The following is a 19,836-nucleotide window of genomic DNA, read 5'->3' as shown; positions in this document are numbered from 1 at the left end:
ACCAAGTAGGGCTCGGCGCGCGGGCCGACCCTGGTCTCGACGGCATAGAGGGAATGGGTGGCGGTGAGGAACAGCGTGCGGAAGTCGGGCCCGCCCCAGGTGAGGTTTCCGACGAGTTCCGGCACGCGGACCTTGCCGATGAGGTCGCCGCCCGGCGCATAGACCCAGACGCCGCCGGGGCCACAGACCCAGATGTTGCCGCGGGCGTCGCATTTCATGCCGTCGGGCACGCCGGGCTCGGACGGCGAGGCGATGCCCGAGGCGAAGACGTGGCCCGCCCCGAGGGTGCCGTTCGGCAGGACCTCGAAGGCGCGGATCAGCTGCTGCACGGTGTCGTTGACGTAGAGCCACTTCTCGTCTGGCGAGAAGCACAGGCCATTCGGCTGCTCGAACAGGTAGCGGTCGACCAGCAGGTGCGGTGGCCCGCCGCCCGGCGCGATGCGATAGACGCCCTGGAAGCCGAGCTGGCGCGGCCGCTCGACGCCATAGACCGGCATGCGGCCGTACCAAGGGTCGGAAAAGTAGATGGCGCCGTCGGACTTCACCACGACGTCGTTGGGGCTGTTGAGCTCGCGGCCGTCGACATGGGAGGCGAGGACCTCGCGCCGTCCGTCAGGCCGCTCGCGCACCAGGGTGGAGGTCGCGTGCTCGCAGACGATCAGGTTGAGATCGCCGTCATAGGTCATGCCGTTGCACTTGTTGGCCGGGCGCATGACTTCGCGGATGCCGGTCCGGTCCCAGCGGCGGCGCACGTCGCCCGGCATGTCCGAGAACAGGAGGAACTCCTCTTTCGGATGCCAGATCGGCCCCTCGGTGAACTGGAACCCGGTGCCGAGCTGGCGCACCGGCGCCCAGAGGTCGATGAGGTCTTCGAAGGCCGGCCTGACGGCGACATGGGTTGTCATGGGGGGCTCTCGCTCAGCTGGGCTCCGTGCGGCATGGGATGCGGCGGCGGCGTCAGGCCGGGAACCAGGGCCGCGACGGCAGGGTCTGGGTAATGGGGCCTGGAACCGCCATGTCGAGGCGTGCCACGACCTGACCGGCCTCGATCTTCGCCGGCTTGTCGTGGACGGGAAGCAGGAAGCGCGAGGAGTTCAACAGCTTCTTGATCGCCGCCTTCTCTGCGCGCTTCGAGGTGCCGTGGTTGCCTGTGACGCGCGGCTCGTTGGCGTGGATCTCGTGGTACGGGTTCACGATCTGGTCGTTGAAGTCGTAGATGACGTCGCCGCAGATCGTCGCGCGGCCCTCGGCGGTGTCGACGTGGACGTTCATCGAGCCCTCGGTATGGGCGCCGGCCGCCTCCAGGTAGCAGCCGGGGAAGAGCTCGACCATGCCGGTCAGCTCGAGGTCCTCGAGGCGCAGCGCGTGCTTGGTGTGCAGGCGGTCGATCAGGTGCTTGATGTCCGGGGCCGGGTATTGCGGGTGCATCAGCCCGGAGACGGAATATTCGAGCTCGCGCCGGTTGATGATCACCGTGGTGTTCATCGGGAAGAGCTCGTCCTTGCCGGCGTGGTCGATGTGCAGGTGGGTGTGCGCGACATAGCGGACGTCCCCCATGCGCACGCCGTACTTCATCAGCTGGTTCTCGATCATGTTCTCGTGGAACTGGAGCCCGCGCATGCCGAGGCTCTCCATGATCTGGTTGTGGCGGTAACCGGTATCGACCACCACGGGCCAGGGGCCGCCGAGGATGAGAAAGCCGTAGGTGTAGGTGCGGCGGACCTGGCCGCAGCCCCGCCCCAGCACCAGGAAGCTCGATTCCAGTTCGATGTCGCCGTAGTCGAGGACCTTGATCTCGAGGGGCATGGTTTCCTCCGAATGTGTCAGGCCAGCCGGTAGACCCGCTTGGCGGTTGATGAGAAGACGGCGGACCGGTCCGCTGGCGGAACGGCGGCCCAATGGGCGGCGAAGAGCGCGGGATAGCTGGTCCAGAGCTTCTCGATGGGGAAGTTCGAGCCGAAGAGGCAGCGGTCGGCGCCGAAAAGCGCGAGCGTCTCGCTCGCGATCATGGCGACATGGGCCTCGTCGTTGCGGCGCAGGAAGGTGCCGAGCCCCGAGAGCTTGCTGACGACGTTGGGCCGTGCCGCGAGCAGCGCCATCCCTGAGCGCCAGGCGTCGATGCCGGCGGGCGAGAGATCCTCCAGCATGCCGGCGTGCTGGAGCACGAAGGTCACGCCCGGACAGGCTTCGGCAAGGGCGGCCGCACCATCCATCTGGCCTGCGAAGACCTGCAGGTCGAAGCTCCAGCCGTAGTCGGCGAGGCGGGCGACGTTGCGCTGGAGGACGGGATCGCGGGCGAGGTCCGGGCCGCCGGCGAAGCGGTAGAGTGGGTTCTCGTGCCAATGGAGCTGCATGCGCACGCCGCGGACGCGGGCATTGGCGGCGAGGGCGTCGAGCTGAGGCCGCGCGTCCCCCGCCAGCATGTCGGCATAGGCGACGATGGCGATGGGAAAGCCGCTCGCCTCGGAGGCCTCGGCGACGAAGGCCGCCTCTTCCAGATAGCGGTCGACCGGCCAATTGGCCTGGACGTAGACCGCGCCGGTGATGCCGGCGGAAGTGGCATCGGCCACGTATTCGGCGATCGGATAGTCCCGGCGGATCGGCTCGTAGGGGCCAAAGATGCGCGGCTGCATCGGCCCGGTGAGCCAGGGCAGGTCGGCCTGCCGCCAGATGTGGAAATGGGCGTCGATCATGCCGCGCGCTCCCGGCCGAGTGAGAGGATGTGCCGGCAGACGGCGGCGGTGGTGCTGCCGTTGGTGAGCGAGGCGAGGAGGGGCCGGATGGCGGCGAGGCCCTCGGTCTCGGGCCGGTAGGCGCTGTCGGCGGCGAGTGGCGAGAGCCAGTCGATGCGGTGGGCGCGCGCGGCGAGACGCCCCACCGCCTGCACCATGGCGCGGGGGTCGCCGCGCTCCAGGCCGTCGGACAGGATGACGACCACGGCGCCGCGGGCGTAGCCGGCGAAACGCGGCACGGCGAGGAAGGCCTGCAGCGCATCGCCGATACGGGTGCCGCCGTCCCAGTCGGCGACTAGATCGGCCGCGAGCGCCAGGGCGCGGGCCCGGTTGCGGCGCTTCAGCACGGTGGTGAGCCGCGTCAGCCGGGTGCCGAAGGTGAAGACCTCGACCCGCGGCGCGCCGTGCACCAGGGCGTGGGCGAAGGCGAGGTTGGCGTCGGTGCGCTGCTTCATCGAGCCGGAGACGTCGACCAGAAGCAGGACAGGCCGCACCCGGGTGGCGCGGCGCCAGCGCTTCAGCGCCATCACCTCGCCGTCGTTGCGGATGGCGGCCTTGAGGCTTGCCGCGAGGTCAAAACCGGGGCCGCGCCGGGCGCTGCGGCGGCGATAGCCGCGGCGGCGGGGCAGGGCGTCGGGCAAGTCGCGGGCGAAGCGGCGCAGCGTCTCGCCGTCGTCGGGCGGCGTGATGCTGCGGACGGCGAGCGCTTCGGCCGCCGTCGCCTCGCGGCCGGTCTCGTGAACCTCCTCGCCGACGAGAATCTCCTGATGGGCGCCTTCCTCCTCGACCTTCATCTCGTCGTCAGGCTGCAACTCATCGTCATCACCCGGCTCGCCCGCCGCGCCGAGGAAATGGGCGTCGAACAGGGCGTCGAATGTGTCCCGCCGGTCGTGGGGCGGGGCGAGCGTCGCGGCCGCCGCCCGGCGGATATGCTCGATGGACCGCGGTCCGAGCAGGTCCACGGCGCGGAGGAAGGCGATGGTCTGTTCCGGCGCCACCGCGAAGCCGTTGCCGCGCAGCAGCGTCGCGAAGGCGACGAGGGGCCGCGTCGCCGCCGGCAGCCGGGCGAGGGCAGGGCGCCCGGTCATGCCGCCACCGCCCGGATGAAGGCGTCCATACGCGGGCGCATGAGGGCGAGGTCCTCCTCGTCCTTCAGCGCCGTACCGATGGAGCGGCGGAAGGCCTCGGGCCAGGACGCGCCGGTGCGGGCCAGCGCCGTGGCTGCCTCGGCCCAGTCGACGGCTTCGGCGACGCCCGGGGGCTTGGTCAGCGGCTCCTGCCGTAGCAGGCCCACGGCATGGACGATGGCGCGCGCCGTCCCCTCGGCGACGGCGGAAGAGCGCAGCATGATGATGGCCGCCTCCCGCGCCGGCTCCGGATAGGGGATGTAATGGTAGACGCAGCGGCGGCGGAGCGCCTCGTGCAGGTCGCGGGTGCGGTTGGAGGTGAGGACGACGACGGGCCGGTCGGCGGCCCTGAGCGTGCCGCGCTCGGGGATCGAGATGGAGAAGTCGGAGAGGAATTCGAGCAGGAAGGCCTCGAACTCGTGGTCCGAGCGGTCGATCTCGTCGATCAGCAGCACGGTCGAATCCGGTCGCCTCAGCGCTGCCAGCATCGGCCGCTCGATGAGGAAGTCGTCGCGGTAGATGTCGACGCTCTCGCCCTCGCGGGCCTGGCGGATGGCGAGTATCTGGCGCGGATAGTTCCACTCGTAGAGGGCGGCGGAGGCGTCGATCCCCTCGAAGCACTGCAGCCTTATCAACTGCCGTCCGAGGATTCCGGCGAGCGCCTTGGCCGCCTCCGTCTTGCCGACGCCCGGCGCGCCCTCCAGCAGCAGCGGCTTGCCGAGGGCCAGTGACAGGAACCCGGCGGTGGCGATGCCGTCGTCGGCGAGATAGAGCGCCGAGCGCAGGGCCTCGGCCAGCGCCTCCGGGCTCGACAGGCCGGCTATGGGCGGTTGCAGCGCCATGGTCAGGCCCCGCCGCGGCGGGGCTGCGGCCGCGCGCCGCCATTGGCCCTGATGCCGCGCAGGATCTTCTCCGGCGTGATGGGCAGGTCGTTCACGCGGACGCCGACGGCGTTGTAGACGGCGTTGGCGATGGCCGGCAGCACCGGGTTGGCGCACATCTCGCCCGGACCCTTGCCGCCGAAAGGGCCGTCCGGGGCGGGCCGCTCGAGGACCGTGATGGAATAGGGCGCGATGTCGCCGGGGCCCGGCATGAGATATTCGTTGAAGTCGCGCGGCCCGTGGCTGGGGTCGGGGTAATAGGGCTCCGGGGTCTCGTAGAGGGCGTGGCTGATGCCCATCCAGGCCCCGCCGACGAGCTGCTGCTCAACCATCTTCGGATTGATCGCCCGCCCCAGCTCGTAGGCGGAGGCCATCTTCAGGACCGTCACCTCGCCGGTCTCGTCGTCGACCTCGACGTCGGCGACGAGGCTCGCATGGGCGAAAGCGGTGTTGGGGTTCATCTCGCCGGTCTGCGGATCGACCGTCGAGAGCGGAATGAGGAAGATGCCGCGCCCCGCAATGGTCTTGCCCTGCTTGAACTGCGCCGCCTGGGCGGTGGCCTTGACTGTGATGGAGCGCGATGGCGCGCCCTTCACGTGGATGTTGCCGCGCCCGTCGGTGACGAGGTCGCCGGCATTGACCTCCAGCTCCTCGGCCGCCGCCTCCAGGAGGACGCCCCGCGCCTCACGGGCGGCGGCGATGACGGCATTGCCCATGCGATGGGTGCCGCGCGAGGCGAAGCTGCCCATGTCGTGCGGGCCGGTGTCGCTGTCGGCGGTGTCCACATAGACGTCCTCCATAGGCACGCCGAGGGTCTCGGCGGCCACCTGGCGGGTCACCTGCTTCATGCCCTGGCCGAGATCGATGGCCGACAGCGCGACGGTGAACTTGCCGTCGGGATTGGAGTGGATCAGTGCCTGGCTCGGATCGCCGCCGAGGTTCATGCCGATGGGATAGTTGACGGACGCCATGCCGCGTCCCCGGTGACGGGCCATGTCAGCGCCTCCTCGTGCCGAAGACGGAGGAGAAGCGCACCGCGCCGTGTTGGGTCGGCGCAGCGGATGCGGGCGGTTGTGCGGAGGGTGGCAGCGGCGGCGTCGGCGCTGCCTGGGCAGGCGGGGCCGCCGGCATCGGCTGGTAGCTCGGCTGGTAGGCGGGCTGTGCCACCGGCTGGGTCGGGCGGTAGGGCTCGTATTGCGGCACGGCGGGCGGTGTCGGCCGGGCTTCGGCGGAGCCTTCCATGATCGGCTGCTTGGTCATCGGGATCCGCATGGCGCCCGCCGGCAGCGTCTCGGTCGCCGGGCCGTTGCGCGTCTCGGGCCGGCCGACGCGGCCGTTGTCGTCGAGGACGGTCGCGGGGATGTCGGCGCGCGCCCCGCCGCCCCCGGTCAGCGAGTTCTGCCGCCGCGCCTGCTCCGACAGGGGCCATCCGGCCTTCTCGGCCACCACCTGCACGCATTCGATGAGCGCGGTGTTCTTGGCGACGCGGCGATGCGCCTTCATGTCCCCGTCGCGGTAGGCATTGAGGATGCGGAACTCCATGGGGTCCAGGCCGCAGGCCTCCGCGCCCTTGTCCATGTGGACCTCCAGCGCGAAATCCACCGCGGTGATGCCGAAGCCGCGCATGGCGGTGGACGGGCAGCGGTTGGTATAGGCGACGTAGATGTCGGCGCTGACGTTCGGGATCGTGTAGGGGCCGGGCAGGTGCGCCGTGCATTTGATGGCGGCGTAGCTCGACAGCCGCGTATAGGCGCCGGCATCGAAATAGCTGCGGATGCGGCGGGCGACGATGCGCCCGTCGCGCATGATGCCGTCCTTGATGTAGATGCGCTCGGCGCCGCGGGGCGAGCCGTAGAGCATCTCCTCCTCGCGATCGAGCACATAGCGGACGGGCTGGCCGGTCATCATGGCGCCGAGGATCGACAGGGGCTCGGTGAGGGAATCCACCTTGCCGCCGAAGCCGCCGCCCACCGTGCCGCCGACGAAGTGAAGGCGGTTGGATTCGAGATTGAGGATCTTGGCCGCCGTCCCCAGCGAGAAGAACAGCCCCTGCGCGCAGGAATGGACGACGAAGCGGTCGTTTTGCTCGGGCGCGGCGATCGAGCCGTTGGTCTCGGTCGGCGCGTGCTCGATCGGCGACATCTGGTAGCGGTCATCGACGATGAAGTCGGCCGAGGCGAAGGCGCGCTCGACATCGCCGAAGCGGAGCTTCGAATGGTCGTAGCGGTCGTGATATTCGAAATAGTTGTTCGGATAGGTCTCGTTGACGACCGGGGCCCCGGGTTTCAGCGCGTCCTCGACGTCGAAGACGTGGGGAATGACCTCGTAGTCGACGCGCACCAGCGCCCGCGCGGCGAGGGCCTGATGCTCCGTCTCCGCGATGATCGCGACGACGGGCTCGCCCTTGTAGGAGACCTTGTTCACCGCCAGCGTCGGCTCGTCGTCCTTGCCGAAATTGATGAGGCTCAGCAGCGTGTTCTTGTTCACCGGCACGTCGGCGCCGCGCAGGATGCGCTTGACGCCCGGCGCGCGCTCGGCCGCCGAGGTGTCGATGTGGCGGATGCGGGCGTGATGATGCGGGCTGCGAACCACCTTCAGGTGCAATAGCCCCTCGAAGGCGTGGTCGTCGAAGAAGGGCGAGCGTCCCGTGACGTGGCCGGGCATGTCCTGGCGCTGCGTGCCCTTGCCGACGACGTTGAGGTTGTCGTCCCGTTCGGCGGCGAAGAGGTCCTTGCGGAATTCCAGCATCGTGCCCTCCTCAGGCGCGCCTGACCTGCCCGGACCGGGCGGCGGCCAGGATGGCCTCAATGATCGCCTCGTAGCCCGTGCAGCGGCAGATGTTGCCCGAGATGCCGTCGATGACCTCCTCGCGCGTGGGATTGGGGTTGGCTTCGAGCAGGGCCCGGGCTGCGGTGAGCATGCCCGGCGTGCAGAAGCCGCACTGGGCGGCGAAATGGTCCATGAAGGCCTGCTGCAGCGGATGGAGCACCGGCCCGTCCGCCATGCCGGTCACCGTCTCGACGTGCCGGCCCTCGCAGGTGGCGGCGAGGGTGAGGCAGGAAAGTTGCAACTCGCCGTCGACGAGCACGGTGCAGGTGCCGCAGGTGCCCTGACCGCAGCCGTATTTCGGGCCAAACTCGTTCAGCCCCCTGCGCAGCAGCGTGAGGAGGTTGTCGGCCGGCGCGACGAAGGCGGCGCGCTCGGAGCCGTTCAGGCGGAACTGGACGGGAACTTTCGCCATGCGCCTCTCCTCACTCTTGGCCCGACAGGAGCCGTGCCAGGTGCACGGGCAGCACCTCGCGGCGGTACCACTCGCTGGCGACCGCGTCGGTTGCCGGGCGGGTGCCCTCGGCCGCCACCGCACGCGCGGCGGTGATCGCGGCGGCGTCCAGCGCCTTGCCGTCGAGGGCCCGCTCCACCGCCTTGGCGCGGATTGGAGTCGGGGCCATGGCGCCATAGGCGATGCGCGCTCCCGTCACCCGGCCGCCGGACGTCGGCAGGAGGGCGGCGATGGACAGGACCGCGATCCCCTTCGGCCTGACGCGGCTGACTTTCCTGAACCGGAAGTCCGCGGCGTTCTGGGGCAGCGTCACCTGCACGGCGGTCACGAGCCCCGAGGGAGCGCGCCCGCGGCCCGCCAGGAACTCCTCCAGCGCCACGGCGCGCGGCGCCCCGAAGCCCTGCAGCACCATGACCTGCGCGTCGAGGGCGAGGAGCGCCACCGTGAAGTCGCCATAGGGCGTCTCGGCGAAAAGGTTTCCCCCGACGGTCGCCATGTTGCGCACGGCCGGCCCGCCGATGGCGCGGGCGGCGCCGTGCAGGCAGGCGAGCTCACGGCGCTTGAGGATCGTCGCCATGGTGACGCCGGCGCCGAACTCGACCCGGCTGCCGGAGAGGGCGATCTGGCGATAGGCGGGGTCGGCGAGGCGGACGAGCAAGCCGTCGGTGAGGCGGCCCTCGTTGAGGTCGCGCATCACGAGCGTGCCGCCGGAGAGGAGGCGCGCCTGGCGGTCGCCGGCGAGGAGGCCGGCGGCTTCCGATGCGGTCGAGGCGGTTCGGATCTCGATCGGCATGGCTCAGATCTCCGCGACGGCGAGTTCGGGCAGGCGACGGACAGCCTCCATGCCGGCCGAATAGACGTCGTTGCCGACCTTCTCCGCCAGTTCCGCCTCGCGCCCCGGGGGCGTCGTGAAGCGGCTTTCCCAATGCCAGAAGCTGCGGTTGCCGTCGGTGACCGGCAGGAGGCGGATGTGGGCGACGTAGTTGAACAGCGGGATGGGCGTGTCGAGCAGGCAGTAGCTGTAGGTCATCTCGAGGTCAGACAGCGACAGGAGCTGCTCGCGCAACTCGCTGCCGTCCTCCAGCGTGAAGCGGCGGACGCAGCCGATCTTGTCGGAGGAATAGCCGCGCTCGATGGCGCTGGCGGCGACGATCGGGTGGTACTGGTCGTGGCCGTTGAAGTCGCGGAGCACGGACCAGAGGCGGTCCACCGGCGCGTCGATGATGGTGCTGCGCACGACCTTCGGCACATCAGCCTCCGAAAGCGCGCTTGAGCGAGTCGAAACCCGCCTGGAAGACGTTGGTGCCGATGTTGGAGACGAGGTCCTGCTCCTTGTCGGGGGCGCAGTCGAACTCGGCCGACCATTCGACGAAGGTGCGGTCCTGGTCCGTGACGGGGGTGAGGCGGAGGGTCGCGACGTAGTCCGTCAGCGGCATGGGGCTGTCGAGGATGGAGTAGGTGCAGAACATGTCGAAGTCGGACAGGCCGAGCAGCTTCTCGCGCAGCTTGTCGCCGTTGCGCAGGGAGAAGGCCCTGACGCAGCCGACCTTGTCGGCAGGCTCGCCGTTTTCGATCCGGCTCTCCGCCACGGCGGGGACCCAGTTGGGCAGACCGTTGAAGTCGCGCACCCGGGCCCATACCCGGGCTGCGGGGGCATTGACGACGCTGGAGACGTAGACGCGGGCCATGTTCGATCTGCCTCACTTCTTCTCGCCGTCGTCTTTGGGCTTGGGCGGCTGGGCGTCCTTGGCGACGCGCTGCATGTCGGAGGCCTCGCGCATCAGCCCGCCCATCTTGGCGAGATTGCCGCCCTCGATGCCGATCTCCTTCAGCACCTGGTCGATCAGCGGCGCCTGCACGCGGTAGCGCAGCGCGGATTCGATCACCTCGTCGGTGGGGGTGCGGGAGGAGCCGCCGCCGCCCGCGCCGCCCATGCCCTGCAGGCCGTCGACGTGGAGGATGCGGATGCCCTCGATCTTCTCCATGGGCTTGACGCTCTCGCGCACGATGCCCTCGATCCGGTCGAGCAGGCGGCGGCGGAAGAGACCGTAGCGGGCGCCGTCGGTGAGCACGTTCTCGGCCTCGTAGAGGAGCTTCTGGGCCTCGGCGTCGACCGCCTTGCGCAGCTTGTCGGCCTCCGCGGCGATGCGGACCTCCTCGGCCTCGCGCTCGGCATTGATGACCTCGACGGTCTTGCGGCGCTTGGCGCCCTCGCTCTCCTTCACCGTCTGGACGAGCTCTGCGGCCTCGACGGCCTTGGCCTTGGCCATCTCGGCCTTCACCGCGGCCGCGCTCTCCTCGAGCGACTTGGCATAGAGGGCGATGGCCTTTTCCATGGCGGCGTTCTCGACGTCGCGCTCGCGCTCGATCTCCAGGCGGCGCAGGTCGCGCTGGCGCCCGACCCGTGCCTCGTCGAGGCCGCGGTCTGCCGCGATGCGGGCACGCTCGATCTCCTCGTTGGAGGCGATCTGCGATTCCTGCAGCGACTGGGCGCGGGCGACCTCGAGCTGCTCGATGGCGCGCCGGCGCTCCAGCCGGGCGGCCTCCAGCGCCTGTTCGCGGGCGACGTCCGCCTTCTCCACCTCCTGCTTGGCGACGATCTCCGTCTGCCGCAGGGCCTTGTCGGCGTCCGTGCGCTCGGCGCGCTTGGCGGCCATGACGATGGCGCGGTCCTCTTCCGCCACTTCGACCGCTTTCTTCTGCTCGATCTGCAGGACTTCCCGCGTCTTCGTCGAGGCGATGCGCTCCTCCTCGATCTTCAGCTCGGCGGCGATGCGCTGGCGCTCGACGGCGTCGCGGCGCTTGATCTCCGCGGCCTCCAGCTGCTCGGTGCGGGCGATCTCCAGCTGGCGGGTGGACAGCTCGGAGGCGATGCGTTCGGCCGCAGTCGCCTTCTCCTGGGCGATGCGGGCGCTCTCGGTTGCCTCGCGGGCGGCGATCTCCGCCTCCTCGAGGGCGCGGTTGCGGGCGATCTCCAGCTTGCGCTTGCCCTCGTCGGAGGCGATGCGCTCGGCGGTGAGCGCAATGTCCTGGGCGATGCGGGCCTTCTCGACCGCCTCGCGCGCGGCGATCTCGGCCTCGTCGAGGGCCTTGTTGCGGGCGATCTCGAGGTTCTTGATCTCCTTCTCGCGGTCGATCCGCTCGGCACTGACCTGCGCTTCCTGCATGATGCGCGAGCGCTCCACCTCCTCGCGCGCGGCGATCTCGGCCTGCTCGAGGGCCTTGGTGCGCTCGATCTCCTTCTGGCGTGTCTCGCGATCGGAGGCGATGCGGGCGGTCTGGATGGCCTGCTCGTTGGCGATGCGCGCCTTCTCGATCTCCTCGCGGGCGGCGATCTCGGCGGCTTCCACGGCCTTGGTGCGGGCGATCTCCTGCTGGCGGATGTCGCGCTCGGAGGCGATGCGTGCCTCGCTGATCGCCCGCTCGTTGGAGATGCGCGACTTCTCGATCTCCTCGCGCGAGGAGATCTGGGCCTGCTCGGCCTCGGTGTCGCGGGCGGCGCGTTCGCGCGCGATCTCGGTGCGCTGCACCGCGCGCTTGATCTCGATTTCGCGCTGCTGTTCAAGGCGGGCCGCCTCGCTCTCCCGCTCGATGTCGAGCGCCTGGCGCTCGGCCTCCAGGTTACGGGTGCGGATGCGGATCATCGAGTCCTGCTCGATGTCGTTGCGAACCTTCCGCTTCTCCTCGATCTCCTCGATGATGCGGGTGAGACCTTCGGCGTCGAAGCGGTTGGACGGGTTGAAGTATTGCAGGTCCGTCTGGTCGAGGTCGGTGATGGCGACCGACTCCAGCACGAGGCCGTTCTGGTCGAGGGCCTCGGCCGCGGCCTCCTTGACGCGCTGGACGTAGATGCCGCGCTGCTCGTGCATCTCCTCCATCGACATGCCGGCCGCGACGGTGCGCAGCGCCGAGATGAACTTGCCGGCCAGCAGCGTGTTGAGCTGGTCCGGTTGCAGCGTGCGCCGGCCGAGTGTCGCCGCGGCGATGGCGACGGAGGGCCTGTCGGGCCGCACCCGCACGTAGAACTCGGCGTCGATGTCCACCCGCATGCGGTCCCGGGTGATCAGCGCCGTGTCCTTGGCCCGCGTCACCGCCATCTGCAGGACGTTCATGTTCACGGGCGTGACGTCGTGGATGATCGGCAGCACGAAGGCGCCGCCGTTGATCACCACCCGCTCGCCGAAGAGGCCGGTGCGGACGAAGGAGACCTCCTTCGACGATCGCCGGTAGAGCCAGTTCACGAGATAGACGATGATCGCGATGGCGATGACCGCGACGATCAGCCAGAGGATCAGGGCTCCGATGAGCTGTCCCGTCATGTCATGTTCCTCCCGACGTTTCTTGTCCGGTCTCGTCGTTGGTCGTGTCGCGCCACATCAGCGGCTGATCGTCTTGAAGGCGCGCGTCTGATCGCGGATCGCCACCTCGACGGGCAGGCGTTCCATCGACGACGCGCCGTAGAAGCCGTGGCAGTGGCGCGTGTTCTTCAGGATGAATTCGGCGTCGGCGGGCTGGGCGACCGGCCCACCGTGAACGAGGATGATGGCGTCGGGCTTCACTGCCAGCGCCGCCGCCGCCCAGCCGTCGACGATGGCGGGACAGTCCGCCAGTTTCAGGGCCGTCTCGGCGCCTATGGAGCCGCCGGTCGTCAGCCCGAGGTGGCAGACGATGATGTCGGCGCCCGCACCCGCCATTTTCGCCGCGTCGTCCTCGGAAAAAACGTAAGGGGTGGTCAGCAGGCCCTTGGCGTTCGCCAGCGCGACCATCTCGACCTCCAGCCCGTAGCCCATGCCCGTTTCTTCGAGGTTCGCCCGGAAGATGCCGTCAATCAGCCCGACGGTCGGGAAATTCTGGACGCCGGCGAAGCCGATGCGCTTCACCTCGTCGAGGAAGACGTCCATCTGCCGGAAGGGATCGGTGGCGCAGACCCCGGCGATCACCGGCGTGTTCTTCACCACCGGAAGGACCTCGCCGGCCATCTCCATGACGATCTGGTTGGCGTCGCCATAGGGCATGAGGCCGGAGAGGGACCCGCGGCCTGCCATGCGGAAGCGGCCGGAATTGTAGATGACAATGAGGTCGATCCCGCCCGCCTCCTCGCACTTGGCCGAGAGGCCCGTGCCGGCGCCACCACCGACGATGGGCTCGCCCCGGTCGATCATGGCGCGGTAGCGCGCGAGGAGCTCCTGCTTGGCGAAGCGGGCCATGGGTCAGGTCCTCCTGCGCGCCGTGCCGCGGCGGCCCTGGTGCAGCGCGAGGAACTCGCGCACCAGGGCCTGGGCGAAGGCGGGATCGTTGATGTGATGAGGCAGCCGGATCAGCTGCCGGCTGGCGGTGACGCGGACGGTCGCCGCGAGGGCCTGGAACAGCGCGGCGTCGGCGTCGGGATCGTGGAAGGGCTTGCCCGGCGCATCGAGGGCCGAGACGCCGCCCTCGGGGATGAGGAAGCGCACCGGCCCCTCCATGAGGTTGAGGCGCTCGCCGATCCAGCGGCCCATCCGGGCGTTCTCGTCCGGCGTGGTGCGCATCAGCGTCACCTGCGGGTTGTGGGGATAGAGCTTGCGGCCGCGATAGTGCTCCGGGACCGTCTCGGGCGCCGCGAAATTGACCATGTCGAGGGCGCCGACCGAGCCGACATAGGGGATTTTCGTGCGGATCACCGCGCCGAAGCGGTCCTCTGTGGCCGGCAGGATGCCGCCCATCAACATGTCGCAGACTTCCGTCGTGGAGACGTCGATAACGCCCTGGAGGAGGCGGCTGTCGATCAGCGTCTCCATCGACCGGCCACCGACGCCGGTGGCGTGGAAGACGACCGGCTCCCATTCCGCCTCGATCAGCCGCGCCACCTGCTGCACGCAGGGCGTCGTGACGCCGAACATGGTGAGGCCGGCGAGCGGGCGGTCCGGCGCGGCGACGGCCCGGGGGGCCGAGATGCCCGCCAGATGGGCGGTGGCCATGGCCGCCATGGCATGGGCGGCGTTGCCGAGCACGGCGCGGGAAATGCGGTTCAACCCCTGAACGTCCGTGACCGAATGCATCATGGTGATGTCGGTAGAGCCGACGTAGTCGGCGACGTTGCCGGCGGCCATGGTGGAGACCATGAGCTTTGGCACCCCGACGGGCAGGACCCGCATGGCGGCCGTCGCGATGGCTGTGCCGCCCGAGCCGCCCGCCGAGATGAGCCCGATGATGCCCTGCTGGGTCTCTGTCCAGGCGCGGAAGGCCTCCGCCATGGCGGCAACGGCGGTGCCGCGGTCGCCGGACCCCAGGCCCGCGGAGCCGCGGGGCGAGGCGAGGGCCACTTCCTGGGCGGAGACGTCGGCGCCCTGGTTGCGACCCTGCGTCGACAGGTCGACGAGGCGCGTGCGCAGGCCCGTGGACCGGATGATGTCGCGGATGTAGCGCAGTTCGTCGCCCTTGGTGTCGAGCGTGCCGGCGATGACGACATGGGGTTCGCTCGGGCCGCGCGCTGCGAGCGCCGAGGTGTCGCCGATCCGCCTGCCGTCGATGGTGGCCAGCGTCGGGCGGGAGATGGTCCGGGCGGCGGCCTCGATCTGGGCGGCCGGAACGTCCTTCGACCACCGCGTCGGCGTCGCGGGATTGGCCATGTAGACGCGGATCGGGCCTTGAAGCACCGCAGGCGCGGCGGCCGACTGCGGCCCGCCGGTCTCCGTGCTGCTGCCGCCGGCGTCCGGCTCCTCGTGGCCGTGCCGGCCGACGCCGAGAAGGCGCTGCTGCAGGTCCCGGTCGGCGGCGAGCGTCGCCGAGGCGATGACGCGGTTGATACGGCCGTTGACCATGATGGCGACGGGGTCCGACATCTGCGTCGCCACGCCGATGTTCTGCTCGATGACGAGGATGGAGACGTCGCCCTCGGCGGCGAGGCGCACCAGCGTCTCCTCCACGTGGGAGACGATCACCGGCGCGAGGCCCTCGGTCGGCTCATCCATGACGAGGAGCCGCGGGTTCATCAGCAGGGCGCGGCTGATGGCGAGCATCTGCTGCTCGCCGCCCGAGAGCTGGGCGCCGCCATTGTGCCGGCGCTCGGCGAGACGGGGGAAAACCTCGTAGATGCGTTCGGGGGTCCAGCGCCCCTTGGGCTTCGCCATCAGGCGCAGATGCTCGTGCACGGTGAGCGAGCGCCACAGGCGACGGCCCTGGGGGACGTAGCCGATGCCGAGCCGGGCGATCTCGGCCGGCGCCCGGCCAGCGATCTCCTCACCCATGAAGCGGATCGACCCGGAGGCGATGGGCACGAGGCCCATGATCGCCTTGCACATGGTCGTCTTGCCCATGCCGTTGCGGCCGACCACCGACAGGACGCCGGAGTGCAGCGTCAGGTCGACGCCCTGCACGGCGTGGCTGCGGCCATAGAAGACGTTGACGCCCTGCAGCTGCAGGACCGGGACGCCGGCCTTGGGCGGCGGGGCGAAGCGCTCAGCCATGACCGCCCCCCAGGTAGAGTTCCTGGACCTCCGGGTCCTCCTCGATCTCGCTGGGGCGGCCTTCCTTGAAGATGCGGCCGTTGTGCATCATCGTCACGCTCTCGACGACGCGCAGCGCCACGTCCATGTCGTGCTCGATGATGATGTAGCCGATGTGGGCGGGCAGCGAGGTGAGGATGGCGACGAGGTCGCGCCTCTCGGTCGGAGAGAGGCCCGCCGCCGGCTCGTCGAACAGGATGAAGCGCGGCGCGCCCGACATGGCGAGGGCGATCTCGAGCTGGCGCTGCTGGCCGTAGGCGAGCTCGCCGACGAGGCGGTCGCGCACGGCGGTGAGGTGCACGGCGTCGACCAGCATCTCGGCGGCGTGGACCAGGGCGTCGTCGCTGCGCGGGCGCAGCAGCGAGTAGCGGTTCCGCGAGACGCCGCGACAGGCGAGGTAGACATTGTCGATGACCGTCAGGCCGGCGAAGAGCGACGAGATCTGGTAGGTGCGGCGCAGCCCCCGGCGGATGCGCTCGTAGGGCGGGAAGGCGGTCACGTCCTCGCCGAAGAAGCGGATGATGCCGGAGGTCGCGGGAAAGTCGCCGGTGATGCAGTTGAACAGCGTCGTCTTGCCGGCACCGTTGGAGCCGAGCACCGCCCGCCGCTCACCGGGCCGCACGGTCAGCGTCACGTCGGCGATGGCGGCGAGCGCCCCGAACATCTTGGTGATGCCGCGCAGTTCCAGCGCATTGCCGCTGTTCATCTGCGCCGGGCGGTCGTCGGGCCGGGTGAGCGTCATCGCGGCGCCCCCGTCAGCGGATCGACCCGCCGTGCCCGGCGCGCCCGCCACCGGTCCCACAGGCCCAGCACCCCGTCGGGCGAGAACAGCACCACCGCGAGGAAACCGAGGCCGATAATCAGCTTGAAGCGCTCCGCCGAGAAGCCGAAGACGCCGAGCACGTCGGGCGAGAAGACCTGCAGGATCACGTAGATGAAGGCGCCGACGAAGGCACCGAGGGGACGCCGCAGGCCGCCGATCACGGCCACCACGAGAATGTCGATGGCGGCGGGGATGCCGATCGTGCCCGGAGCGATCTGGGCGTTCTGCCAGGCCAGCAGGATCCCGCCGACGGAGGCGAAGACGCTGGCGAGGGCGTGGGCGGCGACGCGGTGGGCGGTGACGTTGAAGCCGAGCGCCGCCATGCGGCGCGGGTTGTCACGCACGCCCTGCAGGGCGAGGCCGAAGGGCGAGCGGGAGATATAGACGACGGCGGCGTAGCAGAGGGCGGCGCAGCCGAGGCACAGGTAGTAGAAGGGCACGGGATCGCGCCAGTTCACCCCGAAGAGGCGCGGCGGCAGCACGAGGTTGAAGCCGGAGTAGCCGTTGAAGATCGTGTAGTTCTGGCGCGTGAAGTAGAAGAAGGCCGCGGCGATCGCGAGGGTGATCATGATCGTGTAGATGCCCTCCGTCCGGACCGCGAGGGCGCCGGAGAGGGTTGCGAAGATCGCCGCGACGAGGAAGGCGGCCGGCAGGGCGATCCACCAGGCAAGGCCGAGGCTGATGGACGTCGTCCCCGACGGACCGAGGATCGCGACCATGTAGCCGGCGAGGCCGGCGATGCTCATCTGCAGGATGCTCACCATGCCGCCGTAGCCGGCGAGGAAGGTGAGGCTCACCGCAATCATGCCGAGGATGAAGCTCCAGCCCATGACCTGGAACAGCCAAAAATTGTTGGCGACCATCGGCATGGCGAGAAGGACGAAGACAGCGATCCACCAGCCCGGGGGGATGCGTTCGATCCACGAGCGGCCCGGCGCCGCCGCCGGGTTGATGCGCGCCCCCGTGGGGGCCTGGTCAGCCAGGGCCATCGCTCACCGCCCCGCGCCGAGAAGGCCCTGCGGCCGGAAGGCGAGCACCGCCGCCATGATCAGGAAGGTGAAGACCACCGAATAGGTCGGCGCGTAGACGAGCCCCATCTGCTCCGTCACGCCGATCACCGCGGCGCCGATGGCGGCCCCCACGATGGACCCCATGCCGCCGACGATGACCACGACGAGGCTGGCGAGCAGGAAGCGCGTGTCCTCGCCGGGCGACAGCGACTGGAAGGTGCCGCCGACGACGCCGGCCATGCCGGCGAGGCCGGCGCCGAAGACGAAGACGGCGAGGAAGACCAGCTGGATGCGCACGCCGGAGGCGGCCAGCATCTCCCGGTCGTCCACGCCGGCGCGGATCAGCATGCCGAGCGAGGTGCGGTTGAGGACAAGCCACATGGCCACGCCGATGACGATGGCCGCGACCAGGATCCAGACGCGGACCGAGGGATAGCGGATGAAGATGGCCTCGCCGCTGGTCGGATTGATCGAGGAGATCAGCGGCAGCTCGACGGGGCCGCGCAGGAAGGCGGGGGCGAGCGTGGTGTAGGACTGGCCGCCCCAGTACCAGAGCATCACGTCCGCCAGCACCACCGACAGGCCGATGCTGACCAGGGTCTGGCGCAGTTCCTCGCCTTCCATATGGGCGAAGATGAAGCGCTGCATGGCGAGGCCGAGGAGGCCGACGACCACGAAGACGATGGGAAAGGCCAGAAGCCACGAGCCGGTATAGGTCGTGATCTCGTAGCCGACATAGCCGCCGAGCAGGAACAGCGAGCCGTGCGCCAGATTGACGATGCGCATCAGGCCGAAGATCAGGGTGAATCCGGAGGCGACGAGGAAATAGAGGGCGCCGAGCGTGATGCCGCCGAGGAGGGCATTGAGGAAGATCCGCTTGCGCCCGACCGCGGCCTCGAGCTCCGCCGGCCACGGTGCGAGCACGAGCCACAGGAAGACCGCCACGAGGAGCGCGATCACCAAAGCCCAGACGGGGTGGTTTCTGGCGAACTTGTCCATCGCACCGTCGACACATGAATCTCCGCGGCCGGGGCGCCGCGTGAGGAGGACAGGCTAGGCCCACCGGTTGCGGACGGGCTTTACCGAGGGTCTTTTCTTTCGCGGCTTATCACTGGGTCGCATGGGCCATGACGCTGCGCCGGTAGGTGCTCGGCGGGACCACGCCGTTGGCGATGAAGAACCTGGAAAAGCTCGCCGGCGTGGAGAAGCCGAGATCGAGGCCGATGTCCGCCACGGTTTCCTTGCCCAGCGCCAGCCGCTCGATCGCCCGCTCCATGCGCAGGGCGTTGAAGTAGATGTTCGGCGGCAGGCCGATCTGCTCGCGGAACAGCTTGAAGAAATGCGGCCGGGAGAGGCCCGCCGCACGGGACAGGCGGGCGAGGTCGATCGGCTCGCCGAGTGTTTCGTCGAGAAGCCTGAGGGCCCGGCGGATGCGGAAATCGCGCAGCGAACGGTCCTGGCCGATGAACTGCTGGCCCTCCGCCGTCCATTGCCACGTCTGGTCGAAACAGGCCTGGGTGAGGGCGCTGAGCCGGTCCTCGAAGCCCCCGTCTGTCCCGCCATGGGCCCCGAGAAGGTGCCCGGTATCGCTCACGAGGCGCGCCAGCCGGTCGGTGACATCGACGCCGACCCGGCCGAAGCGAAGGATTTCCGAGGCCTGGCGGCTGGCATGAACGAACCAGCCGGGGCGGATGTAGAGGACGAGGACCAGCACGTTGTCGCGGCTGCTCAGGGGCCGGTAGTAATGCGGCTGCCACGGGCTGATGGCCACCGCCTGCCCCGGGGAGAGGGGGAAGGGCCGACCGTCGACGACCACTTCGGCCTGCGGCCCATGGATGTGGAAGATCAGATGGCCTTCCCGGTGCGCATGGGGCGCCATGGCCTTGTCCATCACGTAAAGGCAGGCGCGACCAAACACGCCGTGCGCGACAGCGTGAGCAACACTCACAACGCTCCTCCCTGATGAACGGGCGTTTCTTCTTGTGGTCGTGTCGGTCTTTTCTCGCCGACCTTATCGCAGCCCGCCGGACTGGCAACGGACGATTCGACGCGGGTCCGCGGGGTTGGCCATGGGCGCCATCCAGCCCGCGTCGAGGGGAGGGTTCCGGACATGATGCGGGGGGTCACCATGCCGCCTCCAGGATGCGCCGGCAGTCGCCGGGGGTGAGAAGGCGCGGATTGGCGAGTGCGGCGGGATCGTCGGCCGCACGCTCTGCGACCCCGGCGAAGCGGCTGGGGTCGGTCGCGGTCTCGCGCAGGGTCGCGGGGAGCCCCAGCGCCCGGGCGAAGGCGGCGAGCCGGGCGTCGAGGCCGAGGGGCGTGCCCGTCTGGCCGAAGGTCTGGGAGAGGGCGCCGTAGCGCTCGCCGACGGCACGGGCGTTGAAGCCGACGAAGGCCGCCAGTACCGGCGTGTGCAACTCGCCCGGCAGCGCCTGGCCCGCCAGCGCGTCCTCCAGCGGATGGGCGAGGGCGTCCACGCCGCCGACGGCCTTCTCGAGG

Annotated in this window: 18 protein-coding genes and 1 pseudogene; all 19 read right to left on the bottom strand. The window is 69.7% G+C overall.

Features of this window, described 5'->3' with window-relative positions:
• Positions 1–905 (bottom strand): SMP-30/gluconolactonase/LRE family protein (locus ACT6XY_RS17970; protein WP_444749698.1); only part of this gene is annotated, 905 nt, incomplete at its 3' end.
• A 52-nt stretch (positions 906–957) separates the two neighbouring features.
• The gene (locus ACT6XY_RS17965; RefSeq protein ID WP_444749697.1) at positions 958–1,806 is read right to left on the bottom strand and encodes an MBL fold metallo-hydrolase; all 849 of its coding nucleotides are present in this window, start codon (positions 1,804–1,806) and stop codon (positions 958–960) included.
• Between the two features lie 17 nt (positions 1,807–1,823).
• Positions 1,824–2,693 (bottom strand): amidohydrolase family protein, encoded by an 870-nt coding sequence (locus ACT6XY_RS17960; RefSeq protein ID WP_444749696.1) that lies wholly within the window; start codon positions 2,691–2,693, stop codon positions 1,824–1,826.
• Entirely contained in the window at positions 2,690–3,820 is a 1,131-nt protein-coding gene (locus ACT6XY_RS17955; protein ID WP_444749695.1) for a vWA domain-containing protein, read from the bottom strand. The genes ACT6XY_RS17960 and ACT6XY_RS17955 overlap by 4 nt, the downstream gene beginning before the upstream one ends.
• On the bottom strand, positions 3,817–4,701 hold the full coding sequence (locus ACT6XY_RS17950) for an AAA family ATPase (RefSeq protein ID WP_444749694.1): 885 nt from the start codon (positions 4,699–4,701) through the stop codon (positions 3,817–3,819). The genes ACT6XY_RS17955 and ACT6XY_RS17950 overlap by 4 nt, the downstream gene beginning before the upstream one ends.
• A 2-nt stretch (positions 4,702–4,703) precedes the next feature.
• Positions 4,704–5,735, bottom strand: coding sequence for a xanthine dehydrogenase family protein molybdopterin-binding subunit (locus ACT6XY_RS17945; protein ID WP_444749693.1), 1,032 nt, complete (start codon positions 5,733–5,735; stop codon positions 4,704–4,706).
• 1 nt (position 5,736) lies between these two features.
• Positions 5,737–7,488, bottom strand: a complete 1,752-nt coding sequence (locus tag ACT6XY_RS17940) for a xanthine dehydrogenase family protein molybdopterin-binding subunit (RefSeq protein ID WP_444749692.1) — start codon at positions 7,486–7,488, stop codon at positions 5,737–5,739.
• A gap of 10 nt (positions 7,489–7,498) precedes the next feature.
• On the bottom strand, positions 7,499–7,981 hold the full coding sequence (locus ACT6XY_RS17935; RefSeq protein WP_444749691.1) for a (2Fe-2S)-binding protein: 483 nt from the start codon (positions 7,979–7,981) through the stop codon (positions 7,499–7,501).
• 10 nt (positions 7,982–7,991) lie between these two features.
• A complete protein-coding gene (locus tag ACT6XY_RS17930; RefSeq protein ID WP_444749690.1) occupies positions 7,992–8,813 on the bottom strand; it encodes an FAD binding domain-containing protein in 822 nt (273 codons plus the stop codon).
• A gap of 3 nt (positions 8,814–8,816) precedes the next feature.
• Positions 8,817–9,269: an SRPBCC family protein gene (locus tag ACT6XY_RS17925; RefSeq protein ID WP_444749689.1), complete on the bottom strand. Its 453-nt coding sequence runs from the start codon at positions 9,267–9,269 to the stop codon at positions 8,817–8,819.
• A 1-nt stretch (position 9,270) separates the two neighbouring features.
• Positions 9,271–9,708: an SRPBCC family protein gene (locus ACT6XY_RS17920; RefSeq protein WP_444749688.1), complete on the bottom strand. Its 438-nt coding sequence runs from the start codon at positions 9,706–9,708 to the stop codon at positions 9,271–9,273.
• A gap of 12 nt (positions 9,709–9,720) precedes the next feature.
• Positions 9,721–12,339 (bottom strand): flotillin domain-containing protein, encoded by a 2,619-nt coding sequence (locus tag ACT6XY_RS17915; protein ID WP_444749687.1) that lies wholly within the window; start codon positions 12,337–12,339, stop codon positions 9,721–9,723.
• 57 nt (positions 12,340–12,396) lie between these two features.
• On the bottom strand, positions 12,397–13,227 hold the full coding sequence (locus ACT6XY_RS17910) for a phosphoenolpyruvate hydrolase family protein (RefSeq protein WP_444749686.1): 831 nt from the start codon (positions 13,225–13,227) through the stop codon (positions 12,397–12,399).
• 3 nt (positions 13,228–13,230) lie between these two features.
• On the bottom strand, positions 13,231–15,465 hold the full coding sequence (locus tag ACT6XY_RS17905; RefSeq protein WP_444749685.1) for an ABC transporter permease: 2,235 nt from the start codon (positions 15,463–15,465) through the stop codon (positions 13,231–13,233).
• Positions 15,458–16,246 (bottom strand): ABC transporter ATP-binding protein, encoded by a 789-nt coding sequence (locus tag ACT6XY_RS17900; protein ID WP_444749684.1) that lies wholly within the window; start codon positions 16,244–16,246, stop codon positions 15,458–15,460. The genes ACT6XY_RS17905 and ACT6XY_RS17900 overlap by 8 nt, the downstream gene beginning before the upstream one ends.
• Positions 16,243–17,316 carry a branched-chain amino acid ABC transporter permease gene (locus ACT6XY_RS17895; RefSeq protein ID WP_444749683.1) on the bottom strand — a complete coding sequence of 358 codons (1,074 nt, stop codon included), beginning with the start codon at positions 17,314–17,316 and terminating at the stop codon, positions 16,243–16,245. Before ACT6XY_RS17895 ends, ACT6XY_RS17900 begins: the two co-directional genes overlap by 4 nt.
• A 3-nt stretch (positions 17,317–17,319) precedes the next feature.
• Complete coding sequence (locus ACT6XY_RS17890; RefSeq protein WP_444749682.1) at positions 17,320–18,336, bottom strand: branched-chain amino acid ABC transporter permease; 1,017 nt, start codon at positions 18,334–18,336, stop codon at positions 17,320–17,322.
• A 109-nt stretch (positions 18,337–18,445) separates the two neighbouring features.
• A complete protein-coding gene (locus ACT6XY_RS17885; protein WP_444749681.1) occupies positions 18,446–19,216 on the bottom strand; it encodes a helix-turn-helix domain-containing protein in 771 nt (256 codons plus the stop codon).
• 244 nt (positions 19,217–19,460) lie between these two features.
• Positions 19,461–19,836, bottom strand: a pseudogene (locus ACT6XY_RS17880) (hypothetical protein); the annotation flags it as partial.

Origin of the sequence: Phreatobacter sp., assembly GCF_052440005.1 — a bacterium.
GTDB lineage: Bacteria > Pseudomonadota > Alphaproteobacteria > Rhizobiales > Phreatobacteraceae > Phreatobacter.
The sequence above is the reverse complement of the archived record's forward strand: the minus strand, read 5'-3'. Positions and strand labels throughout refer to the sequence as shown.